Below are 9,755 nucleotides of genomic sequence, written 5' to 3'. Positions count from 1 at the left end.
TTTTTTTGTTATCTCTAATTCTAAAATGTTTGATATAGTTATAGTAATAAAAAATATAATAGAGATTTTTAAAAGTATTAATAATTTTTTTGTATATTTTTCAATAAAAAAATCACTAATATCACTATTAGTTGCGTTATCTTTTATACAAATTTTATAAAAAATTATAGTTAAAGTAGTTGTATTATTAAATACTTCACTTACTTCTTTTTCAATTTCTTTTGTTAATTTTTTATTTATTGTTATTAGTGGAATTTTAATTTTATGATGTGTATCATAAAATTCTTTTATTAATGTTTCTAAATCCATATTTTTTGTTTTATTAAATTCATTAGCAATTTTTTCATTAGTCAAAAATGTAATAAATTTTTGATCTAGAAACCCATTGACTGTTGTATAAAAATATATAATTTTTTCTATTAAAGTTTTGAATATATATTCACAAAAAACTTTAGTATATTCAGTGGGATCTGGTAAATAATTAGTAGATATTTTTAACATATTATTGTTCCTTTCAAAATCATTAAATTTTATGTATATAAAATTTCAATACTTATTATAGTTAACACTTTTGAATGTTAACAATTAAATATTATTTTATATTATATAAAATTACAATTGTTAATAAGTGGTTGAACATTAAATTTAGTTATTAAGAAGTTAATATATTTTCATTATCATTAAATTAATTTTTATTTTAAAAAGTGATAATCTTTTTATATAAAATAGGAGGTAATTTATTGAAATATGTAATTGTTATTATGAAAATTGTAATTGAAATTTCTGCAAAAAATAAGATTACGATTAAAAACACAAAAATTCCTAAAATTTATATAGTAAATTTTTGAAGTATAGTTTAATTATTAATTATACTTTTGGTTAGTTAGTATTTTATATATTTTAAATTTTATTATTTTCTATTATATAATGTTTAAGTATAAAAATAAGACAGTTAAGAATAAGTAATTATTTAATTATTATTGTATTACTTTACTAAAAGTAATATTAATATTAATTTTTAAAATTATAGATAGTATTTTATATTTAATAACGGACTTCTCCCCACATGTACTTGTGGAGGAAACAATGAAATTGAATGAGTTCAACAATACTTTTCAAACAGAACAAGATTGTTTGAAATATATAGTAAGTTTGAAGGAAAATAAATGTATCAGGTGTTATTGAACAAATTTGAATACTTCTGATTTAAGAAGAATAAGATGTTTGAAATGTCATCAAACATTTAGTATTCTTCATGGCACCATTTTTTACAAGTCACAAATACCTTTGAAATCTTGGTTTTATCTCATCTTTAGATGAATAAACACCAAACATGGAATTCCATCAACTGATGTTGCAAAAGAATTGGGGGTAACTTTGAAAACTGCTTGAAGAATGGGTCATAAAATCAGAACTTGTATTGCCAAACAAGAATCACAATTTATTGTTGAGGGCATAGTGCAAATGGATGAAATGTATCTTTCACATATGGGTTTTAAAAAACAAGGAAGATCCTTGGTGAATAAAACCTTGATTGTTGGTATTTATGAAAAAACAACCAATAAATTAATTGTGAAAGTATTGAAAAATGCAAAAAGTAAAAATCTTTTGCAGTTTGCAAGAAACCACATTTCTTCAAAGTGTCATGTACATACTGATTTTTGAAAAGGATATTGCGATTTTAAATCGGTTTTCACTAAGCATGAAACAGTCAATCATCAAGATAGCTATGTTTCAAAAACTGGTGTAAATACCAACCAAATTGAATCAGTTTGAAAACATATAAGAAGAACATTTAAAACACATATCAAAGTTGCAAAACATCATGTTCATTTATATGCAAAAGAAGCTGCATATAAATTCAATAAGATACCTAGTTTTGAAATTGTAATGCTATGTTTGATTTAAAAATGTGGGGAGAAGTCCGTAGATAGGCTTTTCTCAGCATTTATGTGATAAAATTTAAAAATAGTACATAAAGGGAGAAAAGCCTTTAATAATTAGGTAGTTTAGTTTTTCTTAATTATGTTTTTATATAGAAAAAACCATTATCAATATATAATATCTTTATCTTTAAGATTATTATTGTCTTGATATATTATATTAGGTATAATGTAAAAGACTATAAAAATTATAAGAGATTTTATTTTATATAAATTTAATTTATTATTAATATAATAGGGGTGATTATGTGGAGAAAGATAAAGATATTATGAACATTATTAAAAAAGCATTATCAGAAAGTATTTTATCTGTACCAGGTGTTGCCAATATTTATGAAAAAGATAATAATTATGGAATTAAAGTTAACAAGTCTGATTTAGGTTGAATTATTGATATTAATATAGTTTGTTTTTTTAATAATAATATTTGAAATATTATGAATCAAACTCAGAAAAATTTAAAATATATTGTTGAAAAGATTATTAAACATCAAGACTATATAGTACTTAACATTTTTGTTCATGATTTAATTGAAGAATAAAAGAAAATATAAGGTGAAATTAAATGAAAAAAATTGATATTAAAACCTTAAAAGTTATGCTTATTAGCGGTGCTAATAATCTTTATAATCATCATTTTGAAGTTGATAAATTAAATGTTTTCCCAGTACCTGATGGTGATACTGGAACAAATATGAATTTAACAATGATGAATGGTATAAAAGAATTAAATGGCAAAGAATATGATAGTTTAAAAACATTTGCTACTACTTTTTCTCGTGGTTTAATGATGGGTGCGCGTGGTAATTCTGGAGTTATTTTATCTCAAATTTTTCGTGGTTTTTTTCAAACTATAAAAACAAAAGATTTAAAAAATGATTTCATTAGTAATGAGGATTTATTAAAATCTTGAAAAAGTGCGCAAGATTATGCATATCGTGCAGTTATGAAACCAGTAGAAGGTACTATTCTTACTATTATTAAAGATGGTGCTAATTATATTAATGAATTAGAAATAACAGGCAAAGATTCGCTTTATATTTTTGAAAAATTACTAGAAGGAATGAATGAATCATTAAAAAGAACACCTGATTTATTGCCAATTTTAAAAAAAGTAGGAGTTGTTGATTCGGGTGGTGCTGGTTTAGTTTATATTGTTGAAGGTATGGTGTATGGTTTAAAGCACGGTAAAGCTATTTCACCAAAGAAAAAATTAGAACAACAAGATACAGCAAAATTAGAAATGGTTTTAAATCAAGAAAACTTTGGTTATTGTTCAGAAGTTATTGTAAAACTAAATAAAGTTAGTAAGTTAGATTTTAATTTAAGCAAAACACGAACTGATTTAGAAACAATGGATGGTCAATCAATAGTTTTAGTAGATGATGAAGATTTAATCAAAGTTCATGTTCATACTTTAAAACCAGGTCAAATTTTAAATTATTTTCAGAAATTTGGTGAAATTTTAAAAGTAAAAATTGAAAATATGACCGAACAGGCAAAAGCACATACACAAACTATTAAACCAATTCGTAAATTAAATAATAAATTTGCTTTAATTGCTGCTGTTCCTGGTAGAGGAATTGAAACCTTTTTTAGAGATGAATTAAAGGTTAACAATATTATTATGTATTCAAAAAGAATTAATCCATCAACAGATGACTTTTTAAAGGCAATTGAAATTGTCGATGCAAAAAATGTCTTTATTTTGCCAAATGATAGTAATTTATTTTTAGCAGCAGAACAAGCAAGAAAATTAGAAAAAAAATCAAAAGTTTTTGTATTACCTGCTAAAAATATTGCTCAAGGTATGCGTGCCGCTTTAAATTTCAATCCTGAATTAAGTGCAAAAGAAAATAATAAAAATATGTGAAGTGAAATTAAATATGCTGCTTTTGGTTATGTAACAGTTGCTGATCGTGATGTTGAAATAGATGGTATTAAAATTGGAAAAAAACACTTTTTTTCTGCTGTTAGTTTTCGTAATAAAGATGGTAAAGAAAAAATTATTGCTTCAAACGAAAATTTATTTAATGTAATTAAAGTATTGTTTACTAAATTAATTTGAGATGGTGCAGAAATAATTACTATTTTTAAAGGTAAAGGTTATTCAAAAGATCAAATTAATTTTATGAAAAAAATTTTAGATGAAGATTATGATATTGAATATGAAATTGTTGATGGTGATCAAGAAGTTTATAACTTTCTTTTCGTAGTGGAATAATACTATGTTATAATATTGTAGACTCTATTCAAATAGTTAGAAAGGAGAAGATTATGACTAATTTATTATTATCCTCAGTTAATCCAAATGATCCAAAGACTTGATCAACTAGTTTAATTGTTTTAGCAAGCTTAGTAGCTATTGTTGGTGTAATTTTGTTTGTTGTTACTATGATTTGATTTTTCACTTGAATTAAGTATTCTTGATTCCATCGTGAAAATAGTGCTAATTTAACTGGTGGCGAGTTATCTCAAAAATATTTAAAAACATACGGTATTAATGCAAAAAGAATAAAATTTAAGGGATTTGGTAATATTAATAGTATTACTGTTGAACCTAGGTTTTTTTATTTAAGGCCATATTTATTTAATAATGGTAATTTTACTTTAAGACTATTACCATGAACTTATCACCGTCGTTCTATTTATACTTTAGCAATGGCAATGGAAAGTACTTGGGCAGTAAGTAGTTCAAATAGTAGTCGTTTTAATACTTTTTGATGAGATTTTTCTCGTAAAATAACATTATTTTTTGTTTTAATTTCTTTTGCACTTGCTATTCTATTTGCTCTTTCACCTGCTAATTCTTGAATTACTTTATCAGCAGCGAGCGCCAATATACTTTCAATTGTTTTATCAATTTTAGGTAGTATTTTATTAATTCTTTTTTCTTCAATGCAAATGATTTTTTATGCTAAATCAAGAAAAGAAATTTGTCAAAATCTTGTTGGTATTTTAAATGAAAAAGAAATACGTGCTATTAGTTGAATTTTCCAAATTAAGTTTATTTATTACTTGATTCGTATGATTTATGAAATATTACAACTTATTTTACGTATTGTGATGTACACACAGCAAAATGAGAAATAATAAAAATTTGTACCTAAATTTGAACATCTAGAATAAAGTAGACACAGAATTGTAACCTTTGTGTTAAAAATACTTTAAGGAAGGTGTTCATTTTTTTATGGCTAAATGATTATCAAAAGAAGAAAAGTTAAAAATAATAAAAATAAGTAAAATTAAAACAATTGATAAAACCGCATTAGAGTATGGTATTGGTCGATCATCAATAAAAGAATGAATTAAAGCATATAAATTATTAGGTGAAAAAGGTTTAGAATATGGCAATGGAATTCGTGCTAAAAAAACCAAAAGAACAGGTCGACCCAAATCTTTAAATTTTAATGACATGACAAAACAAGAATTAATTGAATATATTGAGGCAATGAATGATATAAAAAAGTATTTAGAAAAATCGACAAAAAAGAAGAAATATTTTGTGATTTTCTCCTTGAAGAAAAAATATCAGATTAGTTATTTATGTTGATTGCTAAATGTTTCAAAATCAGGATATTATAAGTGAATTAAGAATGGAATGAATGAATTTAATAAATGAGATACATTTTTAGCTAATATAATTAAAAATATTTTTTATGAATTTCAAGAAATTTATGGTTATAAAATGATAACTTTATGAATTAACAAAATTTATAATTTAAAAGGCTTTTCTCCCTTTATGTACTATTTTTAAATTTTATCACATAAATGCTGAGAAAAGCCTATCTACGGACTTCTCCCCACAGTTTTAAATCAAACATAGCATTACAATTTCAAAACTAGGTATCTTATTGAATTTATATGCAGCTTCTTTTGCATATAAATGAACATGATGTTTTGCAACTTTGATATGTGTTTTAAATGTTCTTCTTATATGTTTTCAAACTGATTCAATTTGGTTGGTATTTACACCAGTTTTTGAAACATAGCTATCTTGATGATTGACTGTTTCATGCTTAGTGAAAACCGATTTAAAATCGCAATATCCTTTTCAAAAATCAGTATGTACATGACACTTTGAAGAAATGTGGTTTCTTGCAAACTGCAAAAGATTTTTACTTTTTGCATTTTTCAATACTTTCACAATTAATTTATTGGTTGTTTTTTCATAAATACCAACAATCAAGGTTTTATTCACCAAGGATCTTCCTTGTTTTTTAAAACCCATATGTGAAAGATACATTTCATCCATTTGCACTATGCCCTCAACAATAAATTGTGATTCTTGTTTGGCAATACAAGTTCTGATTTTATGACCCATTCTTCAAGCAGTTTTCAAAGTTACCCCCAATTCTTTTGCAACATCAGTTGATGGAATTCCATGTTTGGTGTTTATTCATCTAAAGATGAGATAAAACCAAGATTTCAAAGGTATTTGTGACTTGTAAAAAATGGTGCCATGAAGAATACTAAATGTTTGATGACATTTCAAACATCTTATTCTTCTTAAATCAGAAGTATTCAAATTTGTTCAAACACCTGATACATTTATTTTCCTTCAAACTTACTATATATTTCAAACAATCTTGTTCTGTTTGAAAAGTATTGTTGAACTCATTCAATTTCATTGTTTCCTCCACAAGTACATGTGGGGAGAAGTCCGCTTATTTATTAACTAATGGTAAAACATATTATTTATCAATTGTTAAAGATTTTCATAATAATGAAATATTAGATTATAAAATAAGCTCAAGTTTAGATATGACATTTGTTGTCCAAAATATTATTCAAGCTTGAGTTAATGCTCAAAAACCTAATTCATGAATTTTGCAATCAGATCAAGGATTTCACTATACAAATCCTTCATATAAAACTTTATGTGATGAATTAAAAATAAAAATTTCAATGTCTAGAAGAGGTAATTCTTGTGATAATGGTGCTACTGAATCTTGATTTGGAACAATGAAAACAGAATTTTTATATCAAATTCCAAGAAAAAATAGAACTATTGAATGAATACAAGACAACTTACCTAAATATATTTACTTTTATAATAACCATCGACCTCAAATCAAATTAAAAGGAATGAGTCCAATCGAATATCGATTAGCTCATTCCAAATTAACAAATAATTACTTCATACCTATAAATTTAACACTTACAAATACTATTTTATAAAATTTAATAAAAGGTTACTTTTATTGTCCACTTTTCTTGACAAGTTCAATTATAGGTACAAATTTTAAATTTAAAATTATATTAAGTTTTATTGATAAAACATTATTTTCAAAACTTTTATAAAATATTCTATTTTAGTAAGTTTTAAAGTTTTGTTTTTTTAATTTTACATTTAATTACTAAACTAATATTTTTCATTTTCATTTATTATTGTATATTTAAAATTTTATTTTGATAGTTTTAAATTTTTAAATATATAATAAAATACACTTATTAATTTAATATATACATATTCATTAGTAATTTTTTGTATATTTATTGCAAAAATATAAAAAAAGGTTTTAAATGTTAACTATGAGAGAGAAAAAAGAATATTTTAAGTTAAGGAGAATACTGAATGCAAAGTAAGTCTGCTATTAATATATATTCAGAAATTAATAAATTAAAAATAGTTTTATTACTTGCTAAAATTTTTATCAGAAATGGTATTGGAGTATTTTATATTAAAAAGTTTGTTGTAATGAGTATTATCCAAGATAAAAAAATATGTTCTTACTTAATCAATCAAATTTTGAAAGAATGGAATTCTAAAAAAGAATATATTATTTCACTAGAAAAATATTTAAAACAACTTTCAGTTCAATAATTTATTAACAAAATAATTACTTGCTGTTAATAAATTTGAGTTAAAAATTAAATATAATAATACATATCCATGTTTATGAAATTACTAATTCTGAATTGTCATGTGGCCAGAGTGTTGCCCATATTGTATATTAATGTTAAATTAAATAAAGATATTAGGAACTGAAAGGAAGAAAACATATCATGGCTATTAATTTAAAAGGCAGAAATTTTATTTGTTTATTAGATTTTACTTCAGAAGAAATCTATTACTTATTAGAATTAGCTGCTAATTTAAAAATTGCAAAACAAAAAGGAATAGAAAAACAGCCATTAAAAGGCTATAGTGTTGCTTTATTATATCGAAAAGATTCATTAAGAACAAGAAGCGCGTTTGAAGTTGCTGCTTGTGATTTAGGAATGCATTCAACATATTTTGATCCAACTAGTAGTAAATTAGGAGTTAAAGAATCAATTATTGATACCGCTAAATTTCTTGGTAGAATTTATAATGGTATTCAATTTCGTGGATATAAACAAACTGATGTTGAAGAATTAGCTGAAAATGCCGGTGTTCCGATATGAAATGGCTTAACTGACTTATATCATCCAACACAAATGCTAGCTGATATTATGACAATTCAAGAGTGTAAAAAAAATAAAGATGTTAAAGGTATTAAATTTGTTTATTTTGGAGATGCTCGTTTTAATATGGCTAATAGTTATATGATTATTAGTGCAAAATTAGGAATGAATTTAGTAATCTGTACTAATAAAAATTTATGACCATATCCTCAACTATTAAAACAATGTCAAGAAATTGCTCAAGAAACGGGTGGTTCTATTATTTTAACAGAAGATTATAAAACAGCAAGTAAAGATGCTGATGTAGTTGCTACTGATGTTTGAACATCTGTATGTGAAGATAAAATTTTATTAAAACAACGAATTAAAGAATTAATGCCATATCAAGTTAATGATGAAAAAATGAAAATTGCAAAATCAGATGTTATATTTTTACATTCTTTACCAAGTTTTCATGATGGTAATACACAAATTACTCAAGATATTGTTAAACAATATGGTGGAACAGGTGAATTAGAAGTTACTGATGAAGTATTTCGATCTTCTGCATCAAAGGTATTTCAACAATCAGAAAATTGTTTACATACTATTAAAGCTGTAATGTTAGCAACTTTGAAAGGATAATATATGAGAGTATATTAATAATGAAAAGAAGTTTTAATTATTTTATTATTTAATAAACTTATTTCCATTAATTAGTTTTTATTATTCTTATTTTAGAATATTAAATATATTAATTAATTGTTTAATAAAATATTAATGTTAGTTTTTATGTTAAGATATTAATAATTAATTTTATTAACTCAAATTAGAAAAATAGGAGTAAATTATGATAAGACAAGAAAGAATATCAGAAGATAGTAGACAACAATTAATATATAATTATCAAGGATTAAATATATGAGAAAAAGTGGGTATTATTGGTAGTGGGTTTTTGCTTAGTACAATACCAGGAATTGGTATAACATATTTATGTAATGAAAAAATTGTTAAAGCACTTGGTAGTAATGAAAATAAATTTTCATTACCAATTCGAATGCTAATTGGTGCTGCTACTAGTTCATTATTAGTATTATTTATTATGGGGCCATTTGTACACAAAAAATTATTTCCTGAATGATATGAAAAGAGAGCAGAAGCAAGGTATATAAATAAAACTATTAGTGAAATTGAAAATTTAAGAAATGATTTTGTAAATATAAATAATAACTGAAATGAAAATAGTACAGTTAGCTTAATGGAAATATTAACAAAATTGAACAATAAAAAAGAAGAATTACAAAATAAAGAAAAACCATTAATGTTTCATTGAGAATTGGAAAGAATGGTAGATAATTTAATTATTGATGTTAATAATCAATTAATTAGATTTGATCCTATTTCAATTAGAGCAATTAATGATATGTTGGATAATTGAGGGTA

12 protein-coding genes are annotated in these 9,755 nt (G+C 23.8%); 9 read left to right on the top strand and 3 right to left on the bottom strand.

Annotated elements, in window-relative coordinates; all coding sequences use genetic code 4:
• Positions 1–501 (bottom strand): hypothetical protein (locus tag M0D11_RS04235; RefSeq protein WP_252320394.1); only part of this gene is annotated, 501 nt, incomplete at its 3' end.
• A gap of 476 nt (positions 502–977) precedes the next feature.
• A complete protein-coding gene (locus M0D11_RS06890) occupies positions 978–1,106 on the bottom strand; it encodes a hypothetical protein (protein ID WP_256468412.1) in 129 nt (42 codons plus the stop codon).
• Between the two features lie 181 nt (positions 1,107–1,287).
• Between M0D11_RS06890 and M0D11_RS04230 the strand changes: the two genes are divergently transcribed.
• From M0D11_RS04230 to M0D11_RS04210, 5 genes are all read left to right on the top strand, one after another.
• The gene (locus tag M0D11_RS04230; RefSeq protein WP_252318950.1) at positions 1,288–1,908 is read left to right on the top strand and encodes an IS1595 family transposase; all 621 of its coding nucleotides are present in this window, start codon (positions 1,288–1,290) and stop codon (positions 1,906–1,908) included.
• 283 nt (positions 1,909–2,191) lie between these two features.
• Entirely contained in the window at positions 2,192–2,485 is a 294-nt protein-coding gene (locus tag M0D11_RS04225; RefSeq protein ID WP_174481144.1) for a hypothetical protein, read from the top strand.
• 23 nt (positions 2,486–2,508) lie between these two features.
• On the top strand, positions 2,509–4,167 hold the full coding sequence (locus tag M0D11_RS04220) for a DAK2 domain-containing protein (protein WP_252320392.1): 1,659 nt from the start codon (positions 2,509–2,511) through the stop codon (positions 4,165–4,167).
• Positions 4,168–4,220: 53 nt separating this feature from the next.
• Positions 4,221–5,036 carry a hypothetical protein gene (locus tag M0D11_RS04215; RefSeq protein ID WP_252320390.1) on the top strand — a complete coding sequence of 272 codons (816 nt, stop codon included), beginning with the start codon at positions 4,221–4,223 and terminating at the stop codon, positions 5,034–5,036.
• Positions 5,037–5,133: 97 nt separating this feature from the next.
• Positions 5,134–5,700, top strand: coding sequence for a hypothetical protein (locus M0D11_RS04210; protein ID WP_252320388.1), 567 nt, complete (start codon positions 5,134–5,136; stop codon positions 5,698–5,700).
• Positions 5,701–5,754: 54 nt separating this feature from the next.
• Here M0D11_RS04210 and M0D11_RS04205 read toward each other — a convergent pair whose 3' ends face one another.
• Positions 5,755–6,375: an IS1595 family transposase gene (locus M0D11_RS04205; RefSeq protein ID WP_252318950.1), complete on the bottom strand. Its 621-nt coding sequence runs from the start codon at positions 6,373–6,375 to the stop codon at positions 5,755–5,757.
• Between the two features lie 179 nt (positions 6,376–6,554).
• Between M0D11_RS04205 and M0D11_RS07245 the strand changes: the two genes are divergently transcribed.
• The 4 genes from M0D11_RS07245 to M0D11_RS04185 form a co-directional block, all read left to right on the top strand.
• Positions 6,555–7,124: an IS3 family transposase gene (locus M0D11_RS07245; RefSeq protein ID WP_252320386.1), complete on the top strand. Its 570-nt coding sequence runs from the start codon at positions 6,555–6,557 to the stop codon at positions 7,122–7,124.
• Between the two features lie 397 nt (positions 7,125–7,521).
• The gene (locus M0D11_RS04195) at positions 7,522–7,770 is read left to right on the top strand and encodes a hypothetical protein (RefSeq protein WP_174481147.1); all 249 of its coding nucleotides are present in this window, start codon (positions 7,522–7,524) and stop codon (positions 7,768–7,770) included.
• Between the two features lie 182 nt (positions 7,771–7,952).
• Positions 7,953–8,957, top strand: a complete 1,005-nt coding sequence (gene argF / locus M0D11_RS04190) for an ornithine carbamoyltransferase (RefSeq protein WP_252320384.1) — start codon at positions 7,953–7,955, stop codon at positions 8,955–8,957.
• Between the two features lie 205 nt (positions 8,958–9,162).
• On the top strand, positions 9,163–9,755 hold a 593-nt coding region (locus M0D11_RS04185), incomplete at its 3' end, for a hypothetical protein (RefSeq protein ID WP_252320382.1).

The organism is Spiroplasma endosymbiont of Lariophagus distinguendus, assembly GCF_023846195.1.
Lineage (GTDB): Bacteria > Bacillota_I > Bacilli_A > Mycoplasmatales > VBWQ01 > Spiroplasma_E.
This window is presented reverse-complemented; position numbering and strand designations above follow the sequence as displayed.